General features: G+C 58.2%; 15 protein-coding genes. 10 read left to right on the top strand and 5 right to left on the bottom strand.

The annotated features are described in order from the left end of the window. Positions 1–25 precede the first annotated feature (25 nt). The 3 genes from ligB to H045_RS18885 all read right to left on the bottom strand — a co-directional run bounded on the left by ligB (position 26) and on the right by H045_RS18885 (position 4,000). On the bottom strand, positions 26–1,687 hold the full coding sequence (gene ligB / locus H045_RS18895) for an NAD-dependent DNA ligase LigB (RefSeq protein ID WP_081602903.1): 1,662 nt from the start codon (positions 1,685–1,687) through the stop codon (positions 26–28). 107 nt (positions 1,688–1,794) lie between these two features. After that, positions 1,795–2,985, bottom strand: coding sequence for a methionine adenosyltransferase (gene metK, locus H045_RS18890; protein ID WP_003234527.1), 1,191 nt, complete (start codon positions 2,983–2,985; stop codon positions 1,795–1,797). A gap of 19 nt (positions 2,986–3,004) precedes the next feature. Continuing rightward, the gene (locus H045_RS18885; protein ID WP_015373162.1) at positions 3,005–4,000 is read right to left on the bottom strand and encodes an ArsR/SmtB family transcription factor; all 996 of its coding nucleotides are present in this window, start codon (positions 3,998–4,000) and stop codon (positions 3,005–3,007) included. Positions 4,001–4,271: 271 nt separating this feature from the next. Here H045_RS18885 and tkt point away from each other — a divergent pair, with 271 nt between their 5' ends. From tkt to fba, 6 genes are all read left to right on the top strand, one after another. After that, positions 4,272–6,269 carry a transketolase gene (tkt, locus tag H045_RS18880; protein ID WP_003234522.1) on the top strand — a complete coding sequence of 666 codons (1,998 nt, stop codon included), beginning with the start codon at positions 4,272–4,274 and terminating at the stop codon, positions 6,267–6,269. A 138-nt stretch (positions 6,270–6,407) separates the two neighbouring features. After that, a complete protein-coding gene (gene epd, locus H045_RS18875) occupies positions 6,408–7,466 on the top strand; it encodes an erythrose-4-phosphate dehydrogenase (RefSeq protein ID WP_003234521.1) in 1,059 nt (352 codons plus the stop codon). 17 nt (positions 7,467–7,483) lie between these two features. Further along, on the top strand, positions 7,484–8,647 hold the full coding sequence (locus H045_RS18870) for a phosphoglycerate kinase (RefSeq protein ID WP_015373161.1): 1,164 nt from the start codon (positions 7,484–7,486) through the stop codon (positions 8,645–8,647). A 32-nt stretch (positions 8,648–8,679) separates the two neighbouring features. After that, on the top strand, positions 8,680–8,907 hold the full coding sequence (locus tag H045_RS18865; protein WP_003234516.1) for a hypothetical protein: 228 nt from the start codon (positions 8,680–8,682) through the stop codon (positions 8,905–8,907). A 47-nt stretch (positions 8,908–8,954) separates the two neighbouring features. After that, positions 8,955–9,287, top strand: coding sequence for an MliC family protein (locus H045_RS18860; RefSeq protein ID WP_015373160.1), 333 nt, complete (start codon positions 8,955–8,957; stop codon positions 9,285–9,287). Between the two features lie 215 nt (positions 9,288–9,502). Continuing rightward, a complete protein-coding gene (gene fba / locus H045_RS18855; RefSeq protein ID WP_015373159.1) occupies positions 9,503–10,567 on the top strand; it encodes a class II fructose-bisphosphate aldolase in 1,065 nt (354 codons plus the stop codon). 137 nt (positions 10,568–10,704) lie between these two features. Here the strand turns inward: fba and H045_RS18850 are convergent, their stop codons facing one another. Then, entirely contained in the window at positions 10,705–11,136 is a 432-nt protein-coding gene (locus H045_RS18850; protein ID WP_015373158.1) for a hypothetical protein, read from the bottom strand. 364 nt (positions 11,137–11,500) lie between these two features. Here H045_RS18850 and H045_RS24700 point away from each other — a divergent pair, with 364 nt between their 5' ends. The 4 genes from H045_RS24700 (at position 11,501) to H045_RS24695 (ending at position 13,814) form a co-directional block, all read left to right on the top strand. Next, entirely contained in the window at positions 11,501–11,950 is a 450-nt protein-coding gene (locus H045_RS24700; protein WP_081602902.1) for a hypothetical protein, read from the top strand. Between the two features lie 270 nt (positions 11,951–12,220). Next, on the top strand, positions 12,221–12,622 hold the full coding sequence (locus H045_RS18845; protein WP_015373157.1) for a hypothetical protein: 402 nt from the start codon (positions 12,221–12,223) through the stop codon (positions 12,620–12,622). Positions 12,623–12,798: 176 nt separating this feature from the next. After that, on the top strand, positions 12,799–13,257 hold the full coding sequence (locus tag H045_RS18840; RefSeq protein WP_015373156.1) for a hypothetical protein: 459 nt from the start codon (positions 12,799–12,801) through the stop codon (positions 13,255–13,257). 104 nt (positions 13,258–13,361) lie between these two features. Next, positions 13,362–13,814: a hypothetical protein gene (locus tag H045_RS24695; protein ID WP_003234510.1), complete on the top strand. Its 453-nt coding sequence runs from the start codon at positions 13,362–13,364 to the stop codon at positions 13,812–13,814. A 90-nt stretch (positions 13,815–13,904) separates the two neighbouring features. Here H045_RS24695 and H045_RS18835 read toward each other — a convergent pair whose 3' ends face one another. Beyond that, on the bottom strand, positions 13,905–14,570 hold the full coding sequence (locus tag H045_RS18835) for a polysaccharide lyase family 7 protein (protein WP_003234508.1): 666 nt from the start codon (positions 14,568–14,570) through the stop codon (positions 13,905–13,907). Positions 14,571–14,757: the final 187 nt, after the last annotated feature.

Below are 14,757 nucleotides of genomic sequence, written 5' to 3'. Positions count from 1 at the left end.
CGCAATCGAAGGGGGCTGGCAAGGTTCAAAAGCCGTCTATACCGGCCACCCGTAAAGTTTCAGCCAGGCTCAGCACGTGCGGGTCGCGAAAAAAAGCGCTCAGTTGCGCCGCGCGTCCCGGGCCGATGCCATCGATGGCGAGCCAGGCCTGGTGGTCTCTGGCGACCAGCGTCTGCCAGTCGCCTTCCAGATTGTTGCGGGCCGCAGGCGGTACGCCCAAGGCTTTGAGCCATTGCGCGAACGGCCGTTGCCGGGCGCTGTGCAGGCTGTCAATGACCCGCGCGCGGCTGCGATCACCGAAGCCGTCAATGTTAGCAAGCTCTGTCGCATCCAGGGTCAACCAATCGAGCAGGCTGGCGATCAGACCTGCCTCGATCAACAGGCTCCAGGTTTCGCGACCCATATGGGGCAGTGCGAGTCCCTGGTTACCGCTTAGCCAGGTCAGGCGTGCGAGTAACTGCTCATCGCACCCCGGGTCCAGTTGCCAGCAACTCAAGGCGTGATAGTGACGCGGGTCGGGTATGGCCAGGTCCTCCCTGTGGGTGCTGCGCAGGATGACCTGGTCCAGGTGCGGGATGATCTGGCCGGCCAGGGTGATCGACACCTGGTCGCCAGGGCGTATGTCCAGGGCCTGCCAGCGCTTCAGCGAGCCGGCACTCACCCGGCTGATCTGCCGGTCTTCCAACCGCACCGGTTCGAGTTCCAGTATGGGCGTGATGCGTCCGGTGCGGCCGATCTTGAACTGCACGTCACGCACCAGCGCCAGGGCTTTGGCCGCCGGGTATTTCCAGGCGGCCGCCCAGTAAGGCGGGCTGGCTTTCCAGCGCTCGGCGGGTGCGCGCTGCGCCTGATGCAGCACTACGCCGTCGCTGGCGAACGGCAGGGGCTGGTTGTACCAATAGGCGCGCCAGTGTGCGGCGTCGGTGATGCTCTGAATGGGACGGCTGTAGCGCAGGGTGTCGGTGAAACCCAAGCGTTCAAGGTTGGCCAGGCGCTCGACGAAGGAGGGCGGGCCTTCCGGCCAGGCCCAGACGAACAGGCCGATGCCGGCGGCCTCGGCGTCGCTCAACTGCCGCCGGTTCATCAGGCCGGCCACTTTGCCGCGGTTGTTGAGGCCGCCTTGCGCCGATTGCACGTGGTCGTCGAGGCGCCAGTAGAGTTCGCCCTGCAGCAGCAGGTCGAGGGGCTCCGGCAGTTGCTGGACAATACCGGGGATTCTGCGCGCAGACACCGACCAGTCCTGGCCAAGCAGGCCATCGCCGCGACTGATCACCTGCGTTAAACGGCCTTTGCGGTACAGCAGCGTGACTGCAACGCCGTCGACCTTGGGCTGCACCCATACGTCATGCCGGCTGCCCAGCCAGGCGGCGACGGCCGCTTCGTTGGCCAGCTTTTCCAGACCGGTATGGGCGACCGGATGGCGCAACGTTCCCCGTGCGCTGGCCAATGGCTGATCAGCGACCGTGGTGGTCTGGGGGAAACACTCGCGCCAACTGGCCAAGCGCTGACGGGCCTGATCGTAGAGTTCATCGCTGACGGGCGACTGACCCAGTCGATGGTAGCTGTCGTCCCACAATCGTATCTGTTCAGCCAGGGTACCAACCTGCGTTTGCGCTTGTGGGGGGCAGTCCTGGGCCCATGCTCGACAGGCCAGGGTACAGAGTAAGAGAACAATCGCCAGACGCATGATGAGCATCCTTGCTCGAAAAGGGTCCTCAGCCTAAATGATTCCCCCAGCCACAAAAAAGCCCCGACAGGGCGGGGCTTTTTACCGGGTATTTCCGCTTGCCGAAGTTACAGGCCGGCGGCGGTGCGCAGGTCGTTGGCGCGGTCGGTTTTTTCCCAAGTGAAGGTGGTGAACGTGTCGTCACCGATGGTCTTCTGCGCAGGGGTACGGCCGAAGTGGCCGTAGGCTGCGGTCTCCTGGTACATCGGGTGCAGCAGGTCGAGCATGGTGGTGATTGCGTAAGGGCGCAGGTCAAAGATCTCACGTACCAGCTTGACGATCTTGTCGTCGCTGATCTTGCCGGTGCCGAAGGTATTCAGCGAGATCGACGTAGGCTGGGCCACGCCGATAGCGTAGGAAACCTGGATCTCGCAGCGCTCGGCCAGGCCGGCGGCCACGATGTTCTTGGCCACGTAACGACCGGCGTAGGCGGCCGAACGGTCAACCTTGGACGGGTCTTTGCCCGAAAACGCACCGCCGCCGTGACGGGCCATGCCGCCGTAGCTGTCGACGATGATCTTGCGCCCGGTGAGACCGCAGTCACCCACCGGGCCGCCGATGATGAATTGGCCGGTCGGGTTAATGTGGAACTGGGTGTCCTTGGTCAGCAACTCGGCCGGCAGCACGTGCTTGACGATCAGCTCCATCACGCCTTCACGCAGGTCGGCATAGGAAACGTCCGGGTTGTGCTGGGTCGACAGCACCACGGCATCGATGCCGACGACTTTGCCGCCTTCGTAGCGGCAGGTGACCTGAGACTTGGCATCCGGGCGCAGCCACGGCAGCACGCCGGATTTGCGCGCTTCGGCCTGACGCTGCACCAACTGGTGCGAGAAGGTGATCGGCGCCGGCATCAGCACGTCGGTTTCGTTGCTGGCGTAGCCGAACATCAGGCCCTGGTCACCGGCGCCCTGGTCTTCCGGCTTGGCGCGGTCCACGCCCTGGTTGATGTCCGGGGACTGCTTGCCGATGATGTTCATCACGCCGCAGGTGGCGCCGTCGAAGCCAACGTCGGAGCTGTTGTAGCCAATGTCGGTGATCACGTCACGAACGATCTGCTCCAGGTCGACCCAGGCGGTGGTGGTCACTTCGCCTGCGATGATCGCTACACCGGTTTTCACCAGCGTCTCGCACGCCACGCGGGCGAATTTGTCTTCAGCAATGATGGCGTCCAGCACCGCGTCGGAAATCTGGTCGGCGATTTTGTCCGGATGCCCTTCAGACACGGACTCGGAGGTGAAAAGGGAGTATTCGCTCATCTCGATGATTTCCTGATATTTACCGATGGTGAGTGTCGCCAGCCGGTCGCTGAAAATGGCGGACCTGGATCTGGAAACCATTACGTAAACCTACATAGAGGCTTTCCCCGGGAACGAGTCCCGCAGCGGTGGCCCAACGGGCCAGATCGTCCTGTTCAAAACCCAACCAGAGATCACCGCAGGCCTCCCTGGCCCAATTCTGGTTGTGGCTGCATAAATCTGTAACCAGCAGGCTACCGCCGGGGTGCAGCAACCCGGCCATTTGTTTGAGGGCGTCTGCCGGGGCGGCGAAATGGTGCAGGACCATGTTCAGCACCACGCAGTCGGCCTGCAGGGGCGTGTCGCTCAACGCATCAGCCAGTTGCAGGGTGACATTGCCCAGCGCCTCGCGTTCACACAGCTGGCGGGCCAGCTCCAGCATCGCCGGGCTGTTGTCCAGCGCTGTAACCTGCACGAAGCGCCGCGCCAGGTCCGGCAGGAAACCGCCGTCGCCGGGGCCGACTTCCAGTGCGGTGGCCTTGTTACTGAAGCTCAACTTGTCGAGCAGCGCCAATACGCTTTCGCGGTACTGAGGCAGGCCGGCAATCAAGTCCTGCTGGGCACGAAACTTCTCGGCCACCCGTGAGAAAAAATCCTGGCTGGCGGCTGCGCGTTGCCCATGCACTTCGCTGATGCGGGTTTGCACGTCGCCGGGCAGGTGCAGGTTGTCGACTTCTTCGAGCAGGGCGCCGTGCAGCTTGCCGCCGAGCAACTCGGTGTGGGGCAGGGCGCGTCGGTAAAAAATCGCATTGCCTTCGCGGCGTGTGGCCACCAGGTCGGCCTGGGCCAGCACCTTCAGGTGGTGGCTCATGCCGGACTGACCGATGGCGAAGATCCGCGACAGCTCCAATACGCCAAACGAATCGTTGGCCAGCGCGCGCAATACGTTCAGGCGCAACGGATCACCGGCGGCCTTGCACAGGGCGGCCAGCTCATCGCTATCGTCGGGACGCAGGGAAGGCACGGTCATGTTCATAAGGCCAGCAGTCTAGTGACGGGGTGGAGTCCCTGCAAGACCAATATCAAAAAGTTTTGATATTGAACGATAAGTGGCGGTTATAAGACGCCGTTCTGTCTTCTGGACGAGTGGGTGGCACTGTTCTACACGGCATTGGTACACCCGCCACAGGAAAAAGGGCCTCAAGTGAGTATCTGTCATTGCCCGCAGGCGGTGGCTGAGGGAAAATGCCGGTCCTTTTTTCGTTTCTTTTATTCATTCTCGATTCAATATCCGCAGGAGAACAGCGATGCCCAGCCGTCGTGAGCGTGCCAACGCCATTCGTGCCCTCAGCATGGATGCCGTGCAAAAAGCCAACAGCGGCCATCCCGGTGCCCCGATGGGCATGGCGGATATCGCCGAGGTACTTTGGCGTGATTACCTGAAACACAACCCGAGCAATCCCTCCTTCGCCGACCGCGACCGCTTCGTGCTGTCCAACGGCCACGGCTCGATGCTGATCTATTCGCTGCTGCACCTGACCGGCTACGACGTCACCATCGACGACCTCAAGAGCTTCCGCCAGCTGCACAGTCGCACCCCGGGTCACCCGGAGTTCGGCTACACCCCCGGCGTGGAGACCACCACCGGTCCCCTGGGCCAGGGCTTGGCCAACGCCGTGGGTTTTGCGCTGGCGGAAAAAGTCCTGGGCGCGCAGTTCAACCGTCCTGGCCATGACATCGTCGATCACCACACCTATGTGTTCCTGGGTGATGGCTGCATGATGGAAGGCATTTCCCACGAAGTCGCTTCCCTGGCCGGCACCTTGGGCCTGGGCAAGCTGATTGCCTTCTACGATGACAACGGCATCTCCATCGACGGCGAAGTCGAAGGCTGGTTCACCGATGACACGCCTAAACGTTTCGAAGCCTACAACTGGCAGGTGATCCGCAACGTCGACGGCCACGATCCGGAAGAAATCAAAACCGCCATCGACACCGCGCGCAAGAGCGTGCAGCCGACCCTGATCTGCTGCAAGACCACCATCGGCTTCGGCTCGCCGAACAAGCAGGGCAAGGAAGACTGCCACGGCGCCCCTCTGGGTGACGCGGAAATCGCCCTGACCCGCGAAGCGCTGAAGTGGAACTACGGCCCGTTCGAAATTCCGGCCGACATTGCCGCCGAATGGGACGCGAAGGAAAAAGGCCTGGCTGCTGAAGCCGAGTGGGACCAGCGTTTTGCAGCCTACTCCGCCGAATTCCCGGAGTTGGCCAACGAGCTGGTGCGTCGCCTGGCCGGTGACCTGCCTGCCGATTTCTCGGAAAAAGCCTCGGCCTACATCGCCGAAGTCGCGGCCAAGGGCGAAACCATCGCCAGCCGTAAAGCCAGCCAGAACACCTTGAACGCCTTTGGCCCGCTGCTGCCCGAGATCCTCGGCGGTTCGGCCGACCTGGCCGGTTCCAACCTGACCCTGTGGAAAGGCTGCAAAGGCGTGTCGGCCGAAGACGCCAGCGGCAACTACATGTACTACGGTGTGCGCGAGTTCGGCATGAGCGCCATCATGAACGGTGTGTCCCTGCACGGCGGCCTGGTGCCTTACGGCGCCACCTTCCTGATGTTCATGGAATACGCGCGCAACGCCGTGCGCATGGCCGCGCTGATGAAAAAACGCGTGATCCATGTGTACACCCACGACTCCATCGGCCTGGGCGAAGACGGCCCGACGCACCAGCCGGTCGAGCAACTGACCAGCCTGCGCACCACGCCGAACCTGGATTGCTGGCGCCCAGCCGACGCGGTGGAATCCGCCGTGGCCTGGAAGCATGCCATTGAGCGCAAGGACGGCCCTTCGGCGCTGATCTTCTCGCGTCAGAACCTGCAGCATCAGGTGCGTACCGACGCGCAGATCGCCGACATCAGCCGTGGCGGTTATGTGCTCAAGGACTGCATCGGCGAGCCCGAACTGATTCTGATCTCCACCGGTTCCGAAGTGGGCCTGACCGTGCAGGCCTATGACAAGCTGACCGCGCAAGGCCGCAACGTACGCGTTGTGTCCATGCCGTGCACCAGCGTGTTCGAAGCTCAGGACGCCGGCTACAAGCAATCGGTTTTGCCGTTGCAGGTCAGCGCGCGTATCGCCGTTGAAGCGGCACACGCCGACTACTGGTACAAGTACGTGGGCCTGGAAGGCCGCGTGATCGGCATGACCACCTACGGTGAGTCGGCGCCGGCGCCTGCGTTGTTCGAAGAGTTCGGCTTCACCCTGGAAAACATCCTGGGTCAGGCTGAAGAGCTGCTGGAAGACTAAGTCAGTCTGCGTTGTCTGTACTGGCGCTATCGCGGGCAAGCCCGCTCCCACAGGTGGATTGCGGTCTACTGTGGGAGCGGGCTTGCCCGCGATGGCGATGGTGCATTCAACACCGAACTAACCTTGATCGAGAACCCCATGCCCCCACCGCGTCCCTACAAAGTTGCACTCAACGGCTACGGCCGCATTGGTCGTTGCGTCTTGCGTGCGCTGTTCGAGCGAGGGGCGGCAGCCGGGTTTGAGATTGTCGCGATCAACGATCTGGCCGACATGGCCAGCATCGAGTACCTGACACGCTTTGACTCCACCCACGGCCGCTTCCCAGGCGAAGTGCGGGTTGAAGACGATTGTCTGCATATCAATGGCAACTGCGTGCAAGTGTTGCGCAGTGCCGCCCCCGAAGGCATCGACTGGAAGGCACTGGGCGTCGACCTGGTGCTGGAATGTTCCGGTGTCTATAACACTCGCGCCGACGGCCAGCGTTTTCTCGACGCCGGTGCGCCGCGTGTGCTGTTTTCCCAGCCGATGGCCAGCGAGGCGGATGTCGACGCCACCATCGTCTACGGCATCAACCAGGACTGCCTGACCGGCGCCGAGCTGCTGGTGTCCAACGCGTCCTGCACCACCAACTGCAGCGTGCCGCTGTTGCGCCTGCTGGACCAGTCCATCGGCATCGATTACGTGTCGATCACCACCATTCACTCGGCGATGAACGACCAGCCGGTGATTGACGCCTATCATCATGAAGACCTGCGCCGCACGCGCTCGGCGTTCCAGTCGGTGATCCCGGTGTCCACCGGCCTGGCCCGTGGCATCGAGCGATTGCTGCCGGAACTTGCCGGACGAATCCAGGCCAAAGCCGTACGGGTGCCGACGGTGAACGTGTCTTGCCTGGACATCACCCTGCAGAGCATCAGCGATACCGATGCGCTGGAGGTCAACCGGATATTGCGCGACGCCGCCACCCGCGGCCCGCTCAAAGGCCTGCTGGCCTACACCGAGTTGCCCCACGCCAGTTGTGATTTCAACCACGACCCGCATTCGGCGATTGTCGACGCCAGCCAGACCCGCGTCTCCGGCCCACGGCTGGTGAACATCCTGGCCTGGTTCGACAACGAATGGGGCTTTGCCAACCGCATGCTCGACGTCGCCCAGCACTACCTGCAAGTGGCCTCACCCCAACAACCTCAACAGTAATTCAGGAACTGCGACCCATGACCGTGTTGAAGATGACCGACCTCGATCTGCAAGGTAAGCGCGTACTGATTCGCGAAGACCTCAACGTCCCCGTCAAGGACGGTGTAGTCACCAGCGATGCGCGAATCCTGGCCTCGCTGCCGACCATCAAGCTGGCTCTGGAAAAAGGTGCGGCCGTGATGGTCTGCTCCCACCTGGGTCGCCCGACCGAAGGTGAGTTCTCGGCTGAAAACAGCCTCAAGCCGGTGGCGCAATACCTGAGCAAGGCCCTGGGTCGTGACGTGCCGCTGGTGGCCAATTATCTGGATGGCGTCGAGGTGAAAGTCGGCGACATCGTGCTGTTCGAGAACGTGCGCTTCAACAAGGGCGAGAAAAAGAACAGCGACGAACTGGCCCGGCAATACGCGGACCTGTGCGACGTGTTCGTGATGGACGCTTTTGGCACCGCCCACCGCGCCGAAGGGTCGACCCACGGCGTGGCCAAGTTCGCCAAGGTTGCCGCTGCCGGCCCATTGCTGGCGGCTGAACTGGATGCACTGGGCAAGGCGCTGGGCGCGCCGGCACAGCCGATGGCGGCCATCGTGGCTGGCTCGAAAGTGTCCACCAAGCTGGACGTACTCAACAGCCTCAGCCAGATCTGCAACCAGTTGATCGTCGGCGGTGGCATCGCCAACACGTTCCTCGCCGCAGCCGGCCACCCGGTGGGCAAGTCCCTGTACGAGCCGGACCTGCTGGACACCGCCCGCGCCATTGCCGCCAAGGTCAGCGTGCCATTGCCGGTCGACGTGGTCGTTGCCAAGGAGTTCGCCGAAAGCGCCGAGGCCACCGTCAAACTCATCGCCGACGTGGCCGATGACGACATGATTCTGGATATCGGCCCGCAAACCGCAGCCAACTTTGCTGAACTGCTGAAGGCGTCCCGCACCATTCTGTGGAACGGCCCGGTCGGCGTGTTCGAATTCGACCAGTTCGGCAACGGCACCAAAGTGCTGGCCAAGGCCATCGCCGACAGCTCGGCATTCTCCATCGCCGGCGGTGGCGACACTTTGGCGGCCATCGATAAATATGGCGTTGCTGATCAGATCTCCTACATTTCCACCGGTGGCGGCGCGTTCCTTGAGTTCGTCGAGGGCAAAGTCCTGCCGGCCGTGGAAGTGCTGGAAACCCGGGCCAAGGGCTGAGACCCGTCATGATCCGGAAAAGGAGCATTCCCATGATCAAGTCGTTGGCACTGGTGATCGCAGCGGGCCTGCTGGCCGGCTGCGGCAGCACGCCCAGCGCGCCGCCTGCGCCCGAAAAGGCAGATGCGCCGCAGAACAAGAGCTGCTACCAGGCCGACTGGCAAGCCGAGACCATGCCGGTGATCAACAAGCGCATCGGCAACGAACGGCTGGAGAAATATGACGCCGCGCCCAACGGTCAGGAACAGGGTTGCCCTTGATGGGTCTGATCAACTGGCGGCCGTTGGCCGCCCTGCGAGGATTGGCAATGAAAGGTGTTTTCGCCCTGGCGGCAGTGGCCCTGTTGGGCGGTTGCAGCAGCATGAACATGTTCAGCAAGGCAGAGCCGGCTGACAAGTGGACGACCTGGACGTGCGACAGCAAGGCCGAGGTGAACTGGCGCTTTGCCAATGCGGCCCGCTCCGAAGTGGATGTGCGCCTCGGCGGTTCTGACCAGGTTTATCGCCTCAAGCAAGAGGTTGCAGCTTCGGGTGTGCTGTATAGCGACGGCCAATTGGCGTTTCACACCAAGGGTGAGGAAGGCCTGGTTTACTGGGTCGCCACTGATGATTTGATTGGGCGCGGCTGTAAGGCGCAGTAAGAACACGATCTCAAGATAAATGAGATCCAAGTGTGGGAGCAGGTAAGCCAGCTCCCACATTGATCCGGTTCCAAAGTGATTTATGTGTGAACCGGACATTGCAATAACGATTCAGCAGATCAAGCTTAACCCCTTGATCTGCAATAACTTGAATAGCAGCCGCCGCTACGGCAGGCTTGCACGATTAACGACCCTCTACCGGGAGAGACAACACAATGGCACTTATCAGCATGCGTCAAATGCTGGACCACGCAGCCGAGTTCGGCTATGGCGTCCCAGCCTTTAACGTCAACAACCTTGAGCAGATGCGCGCCATCATGGAAGCCGCTGACAAGACCGACTCCCCCGTGATCGTCCAGGCGTCGGCCGGTGCCCGCAAATACGCCGGTGCGCCGTTCCTGCGTCACCTGATCCTCGCCGCTATCGAAGAATTCCCGCACATCCCGGTGTGCATGCACCAGGACCACGGCACCAGCCCGGATGTGTGCCAGCGTTCCATCCAGCTGGGCTTCAGCTCGGTCATGATGGACGGCTCCCTCGGCGAAGACGGCAAGACGCCGACCGATTACGAGTACAACGTACGCGTTACCCAGCAAACCGTGGCCATGGCGCACGCCTGCGGCGTGTCGGTGGAAGGCGAGCTCGGTTGCCTGGGGTCGCTTGAAACCGGCATGGCCGGCGAAGAAGACGGCATTGGCGCCGAAGGCGTGCTGGATCACAGTCAGATGCTGACCGACCCGGAAGAAGCCGCTGACTTCGTGAAAAAGACCCAGGTCGACGCCCTGGCCATCGCCATCGGCACCAGCCACGGCGCCTACAAGTTCACCAAGCCGCCGACCGGCGACGTACTGGCCATCGACCGCATCAAGGAAATCCACAAGCGCATCCCCAACACCCACCTGGTGATGCACGGTTCTTCCTCCGTGCCCCAGGAGTGGCTGGCGATCATCAACCAGTACGGCGGCGACATCAAAGAAACCTACGGCGTGCCGGTTGAAGAAATTGTTGAAGGCATCAAGCATGGCGTGCGCAAGGTCAACATCGACACCGACCTGCGCCTGGCCTCCACCGGTGCGATGCGTCGCCTGATGGCCACCAACCAGAGCGAATTCGACCCGCGCAAGTTCTTCGGCGCCACCGTGACTGCGATGCGTGATGTGTGCATTGCGCGTTATGAAGCGTTTGGTACGGCGGGCAATGCTTCGAAAATCAAGCCGATTTCGTTGGAAGCGATGTATCAGCGGTATTTGAAGGGTGAGTTGAACGCTAAGGTGAATTGATCCTGAGCGTTGAGTTCATTTAAAAGAAACCCGCCGGAAGGCGGGTTTTTTTGTTTCCCGGATATGCTTTTCGATAAGCAGCCGCCCAATGTCTTAATGACGTGGCTGAATGGGCGCTGACGTTGGCTGCCAAGGGGTCAAGTTATTTTATAGGCTTGCGGCAGAGATACAGCCATCGTCGCATTTGAGGCGTTTCGTAATTCGAAGCTGAATTCGTAATCTCCGGGAGAGAACGTCGTATTGCGCATATCAAAATTTTTTATTAGATGCTTACCTCCCTGATGTTCCATGTCTTCATAAACAATGCGGTCAGTCAACGGGACGATGGTCAGGATACTGATCGTGTTAGTGGCAAGGTTTTCAAGTCTGAGTTCCAGGGTGTAATTTGCTCTAATGCACCTTGGAAGGTAAGCCTCGATATCAAATACATCTAGCCTGGCAGTCGTTAATATTTTAGGTCGGAGGGCCACTAGAACAGGGCCGGTGTACGGTGTTTTATACTGAGGAAATAGATCGATAACCGCTGATGCAGGAAACGCTGCGTGCGCCGTGATGGGGGTAATGAACATTGATCCTTTCTCTTCTCAGTCGGTTGAGGTAACAGGACTGTCTGCCGTCAGAAACGAGTAATAAGTGTTAGGTTATTAACCGCTTTCAAGAGTGTATGGTTATCGTTGCAGCCAATGACCTGTGAACAATGACAGGTTTCTAGATTTATAAGAAATGGAAAGGCGGGGCGCTATCGTTGTTTGTGCTAAGCCGATTTGCCTTGAAGCGACTGATCACACGTTTCCAGAATACATACGGTGCCTGTGAGTGGTACGCGTTATGAGGCTTGTCAACTGTCAAGGTTGGCAGTTGCTTTCAAGGGTAAGGCTTCTATGATCATCGTTCAACAGACGGCGTTTTTTAATTAACCGTGTGAGGTGTACGATGCCATTCAAATATAAATTGCTGTCGACATCCCTTGATGTGTATGGTTCGGATTTTTATACGGACAAACTCGAAGATGGAATGGTTTTTGATCCTGAAAACACGCTGAATGCTGCAAGCGTTCAAAGTAATAATACTGGTGTGGCCGTTAAGTATTTGGGCGGTATGGGGCTAGTGATGCCCTTCAGTGTATTGCCAGTTAAGCCCGGTGCGGGCGATGAATGGGTTTTTGATGTTATGAATGTCACGACGAATGATCCCGCAGCGGTCTTTAATGCTAAGGGCAAAATTGATGCTGGCAGTAAACAGGATGTGCGTGTTTTTTTAAATATGCCGGCGATTAGAACGCTGGGTGCAGGTATGATTGAAATCAATTGTAGTTTTAAATCGTATTCTGCTAGTGCAGTCTATGTTTTTCAGCCGGGAAGTATAAATTTAATACTGTCTTAGTTTTTGCTATTCATGAATAGCGAGTCGTAAGGGCTAAGGCTGGACAAGGTCCGGTTGTGTGTCCTCCTGCTGGACTGGCAAACGTAAATAACCTCGTGATGCTGGGAAGTGGCTTGGGTGTTCCATTGCCTTTGTAAGTTTAAATCCTCAATGCCTGCAGTCATTTCTATTTTTTCTGACGGTCTTTGAAACGGTGATCTTATCCGGCGTGGGTGGTTTAAGGTAGCGGCGGCAACGCGTTACGCCCCATTCAATAAAGGAACATTGATGATGAGATTTATCAAAGCTGCTGGCGCAATCATGGCCTTGCTGGCGATGGGTACGGCTGTGCCCGTATTCGCAAAAAATCAGATATTCACTGCGTCTATCGATAAAGATGGCACGATTACCACGCAATCACCGCAGTGGATAAAGGAGGTGAAGTTGACTGCCCAACCTGACTATTTTTCAGATTACAAAGTCAGATTTATCCCTGGTACGTTTAAAGAAAAACCGGGTTTCTGCACGGTATCGGTTATTGACGTCAGTTCCAATGATCACATTTTCTACGGTCACGCCAAACTGGGCAGTGCGCCCGCTATCAATTACGTTAACGTTCTGACCCTCAAGGTAGGTGATAACAAACCCGCGGGTGATTCTTCCATGGGCTTTATGCTGATGTGCAGTGAATAACATGATGTAGGCGCATGATGCCTGTGAAGAAACTCACAGGCATCATGCGCCTTTTTCGCTGGAAGACAATGAGTGGACGTTGTCAACTGTCAAGGTTGACAGTTGCGTTGCCTCGCAGGGCTAATATGATCAATTTGCACTAGGCGAGATCTTGGCCCCGTCGTAATGTGAGGTGCATGATGCCATTCAGATACAAATTGCTTTCGATCGAGCCTGACTATTACTATTCGGACTTTTTTCAGGATGCGCTTGAAGATCATGTCGGGTTTGATCATAAAGATCCTCTAAACGTTGCATATACGTTATACGGTAAACCCTATGCGAGGTTTCAATACCATGGTGGCTTTAGTTTAATAGTGTCCGTCGGTATGTTGCCCGTTAATCCGCAGGCGGGTGATACATGGAATGTGGATATGCAAAATATAACGACGGGTAATCCTTCGGCCATATTTAATCATATGTCGACGGTGCATCCTGGCACCGCGCCGCAGTATTTTGCCACGGGGGTAAGTATCAGGCCCGGAATGTATACCCTCGGACCGGGAATTATTGAGATTGAGTCTTTTTTTACATCCAACGCCACGAACACTGTTTATGTGTTTCCGGCCAAACAACTAACGTTAGTGATGCCGTAGTGGTATTGGGATGGGTAGGGCAATGTGAGCGTCGGACAAGTTCGGTACGCACGGCTGACTTTTTCAAGAGACATGACTTGACCAACTGAAATGTGAGGTGCGCCATGCCATTCAAATACAGAGTGCTCTCGGTAGAGCCCGACGCTTATTATTCGGACTTTTTTGAGGATAAACTTGAAGATCAAGTAGGGTTTGATCCCACCGATAAATCAAACGTGGCTTACACCCTTTATAATAAACCCTATGCGACGTTTCAATATTATGGCGGCTTTGGTTTGAAGGTGCCCGTCAGTGTACTGCCGGTTAAGCCACAGGCAGGCGATACATGGGAGGTCGATGTTCAAAATATAACAACAGGCAATCCTTTGGCGGTTTTTAATTATTTATACACGGTAAGAGCTGGCACCACCCCGAGTAGCCTGAGGGTGGTCGTGGGTATGCCCTCAATGCGCACCCTCGGGCCGGGAGATATTGAGATTAATTCTACCTTTACTTCAATTTCCGCTAATACGATTTATCTTTTTCAACCAAAACAGATAACGTTGGTGGCGCCATAGTGTTGATTTTCTGGAGCGGCGCTACGTGAGCACCGGACATGTCCGGCGCTCACGCGCGAATAGGCTTGGCGTCGCCAGGGGCAAATCAGTTCACTGGTGATCAATATCCAACTTCGCAAATGTCACCCGCGCGCCTTCCTTGCTGTCCCCGCTGTTGTCCTGCACATACACCCCCGCCTTGAAATACAAAGGCTTCGCGCCCCACGCCGCACCGATGCGATCGTTCCATTGCCCATCCGCAGCCTCCACGCTCAGCAGCCCGGCTTTATTGAGGTTGATGACGTAGGTAAAGCTCTTGTCCATCGGCACATTGGTGGCGACGGTGATCACCCGGCTTTCGCCGTCATCCGGACGCATGCGCACTTTGGCGACGATGTTGCCGCTCTGGGTTTTTTCCTTGAACTGATATTCCAGCTTGATCAGCGGTTTCTGGCTGTCGTAAGCGTGGATCTGACCGATCACGACCTTGCCGCTGGAGGGCACCTGATTCACTTCCAGGGTAGCGCGCAGGAAGTTATCGGCGTCAGGGTAGTTCCAGTTGCGCAGGCGGCCGTCAGCGTAGGTTTCGCGCAGTTCGCTGCGGGGGTAGATGGCATTGTCGGTGCGGGTGCCGGTCACCGGTGTCCAGAACTGCACGTTGCTGCCTTCGGCCTGGAAGTATTGATCCTTGAAACCGTTCATCAGCTTGGGCGTGTCGATGGTCGAGGGGGGCGAGCCTACCGGAATGCTCAGGTTCCAGGTGGAAAGGTCGATCATGGTGTTGGCCTTTTAAAGAAGGAGAAGGCTTTAGCCCGAGGGCTCCAGAGGTTATTTATAGGCGGTACTCACCAGGTTGTTAATTATTTTGTGGCAAATTTCTGGCGTCAAAGGAATACCAAAAAGCCATGTTCCCGTACGCCGTGGGGTGTAGCGCTCGACCGTTAGTCGGCTTCCCTGGCTTTGG

Source organism: Pseudomonas poae RE*1-1-14, from assembly GCF_000336465.1.
In the GTDB taxonomy this organism is placed as follows: domain Bacteria; phylum Pseudomonadota; class Gammaproteobacteria; order Pseudomonadales; family Pseudomonadaceae; genus Aquipseudomonas; species Aquipseudomonas poae.
Note: the sequence above shows the minus strand (reverse complement) of the source record. Positions and strands in the feature narration are given on the sequence as shown.

Excerpts from the sequence above, each read along its gene's own strand:
- H045_RS18835 (WP_003234508.1), bottom strand. The coding sequence starts at position 14,570 with ATGATCGACCTTTCCACCTGGAACCTGAGCATTCCGGTAGGCTCGCCC.
- H045_RS18885 (WP_015373162.1), bottom strand. The coding sequence starts at position 4,000 with ATGAACATGACCGTGCCTTCCCTGCGTCCCGACGATAGCGATGAGCTG.
- H045_RS24695 (WP_003234510.1), top strand. The coding sequence starts at position 13,362 with ATGCCATTCAAATACAGAGTGCTCTCGGTAGAGCCCGACGCTTATTAT.
- tkt (WP_003234522.1), top strand. The coding sequence starts at position 4,272 with ATGCCCAGCCGTCGTGAGCGTGCCAACGCCATTCGTGCCCTCAGCATG.
- H045_RS24700 (WP_081602902.1), top strand. The coding sequence starts at position 11,501 with ATGCCATTCAAATATAAATTGCTGTCGACATCCCTTGATGTGTATGGT.
- metK (WP_003234527.1), bottom strand. The coding sequence starts at position 2,985 with ATGAGCGAATACTCCCTTTTCACCTCCGAGTCCGTGTCTGAAGGGCAT.
- H045_RS18840 (WP_015373156.1), top strand. The coding sequence starts at position 12,799 with ATGATGCCATTCAGATACAAATTGCTTTCGATCGAGCCTGACTATTAC.
- epd (WP_003234521.1), top strand. The coding sequence starts at position 6,408 with ATGCCCCCACCGCGTCCCTACAAAGTTGCACTCAACGGCTACGGCCGC.
- H045_RS18860 (WP_015373160.1), top strand. The coding sequence starts at position 8,955 with ATGAAAGGTGTTTTCGCCCTGGCGGCAGTGGCCCTGTTGGGCGGTTGC.
- H045_RS18845 (WP_015373157.1), top strand. The coding sequence starts at position 12,221 with ATGAGATTTATCAAAGCTGCTGGCGCAATCATGGCCTTGCTGGCGATG.
- H045_RS18865 (WP_003234516.1), top strand. The coding sequence starts at position 8,680 with ATGATCAAGTCGTTGGCACTGGTGATCGCAGCGGGCCTGCTGGCCGGC.
- ligB (WP_081602903.1), bottom strand. The coding sequence starts at position 1,687 with ATGCGTCTGGCGATTGTTCTCTTACTCTGTACCCTGGCCTGTCGAGCA.
- H045_RS18870 (WP_015373161.1), top strand. The coding sequence starts at position 7,484 with ATGACCGTGTTGAAGATGACCGACCTCGATCTGCAAGGTAAGCGCGTA.
- fba (WP_015373159.1), top strand. The coding sequence starts at position 9,503 with ATGGCACTTATCAGCATGCGTCAAATGCTGGACCACGCAGCCGAGTTC.
- H045_RS18850 (WP_015373158.1), bottom strand. The coding sequence starts at position 11,136 with ATGTTCATTACCCCCATCACGGCGCACGCAGCGTTTCCTGCATCAGCG.